Source organism: Acinetobacter halobius (assembly GCF_044130335.1).
GTDB lineage: Bacteria > Pseudomonadota > Gammaproteobacteria > Pseudomonadales > Moraxellaceae > Acinetobacter.
In genome coordinates, this window is record NZ_JBIQOD010000046.1 from 1 (window position 1) to 811 (window position 811).

1 protein-coding gene and 1 pseudogene are annotated in these 811 nt (G+C 48.0%); both read right to left on the reverse strand.

Annotated features, from left to right (window positions below):
• Window positions 1-531, reverse strand: a 531-nt coding sequence (locus ACE01U_RS17030) for a thiolase family protein (protein WP_395580020.1), incomplete at its 3' end; no start/stop codon positions are given.
• Window positions 532-624: 93 nt separating this feature from the next.
• Window positions 625-811: pseudogene (locus tag ACE01U_RS17035) on the reverse strand (3-oxoadipate CoA-transferase); the annotation flags it as partial.

Below are 811 nucleotides of genomic sequence, written 5' to 3' on the forward strand. Positions count from 1 at the left end.
ATCAATATTAAATTGTTGTGCCACGTTCTCCGCAGTCTGCGGCATAGTGTCTACACCATACATCGCTTTCAGCTTAGGATTGATAAAACGCCAGCCCATAGTGGTATCTTCAATCTTTTGACTACGACCATACGCGGTTTCTGATTTGCCCATGACAAAGGGTGCACGTGACATACTTTCCACACCACCTGCAATGATCAGGTTGGCTTCACCCGCTTTAATGGCACGGGCTGCCATGGCAATGGCATCGAGTGATGAGCCACATAAGCGATTCACAGTCGTAGCAGGAACTTCAACCGGTAAGCCAGCAAGTAATGCCGACATACGACCCACATTACGGTTGTCTTCACCCGCTTGATTCGCGCAGCCGTAGATCACGTCATCGACTTGAGTCCAATCCACTGTTGGATTGCGTTGCATCAAGGCTTGAATTGGCACTGCACCCAAGTCATCGGCACGAACTGGGGCTAAACCACCCGCATAACGGCCGAATGGGGTACGGATGGCATCAATAATGTAAGCGTTTTTCATATTTCATTTTCCCTTTATCTAAAATCCCTCCCAACCTCCCTTTATCAAAGGGAGGAGTTCCCCTCTTTTTAAAGAGGGGTTAGGGGAGATTTATTATTCCTGCGTCGCATCCACTAAAGTTGCACCCGTCATGGCCTGCAATTCTGCAAAGCTTAAACCGTCTACTTTCTCAATCACTTTTAAACCCTCTGCGGTGACATCAATCACACACAGGTCGGTGTAAATACGGTCTACACACTTCAAACCTGTCGCTGGATAGCTCAGTTCAGCCACGATCTTC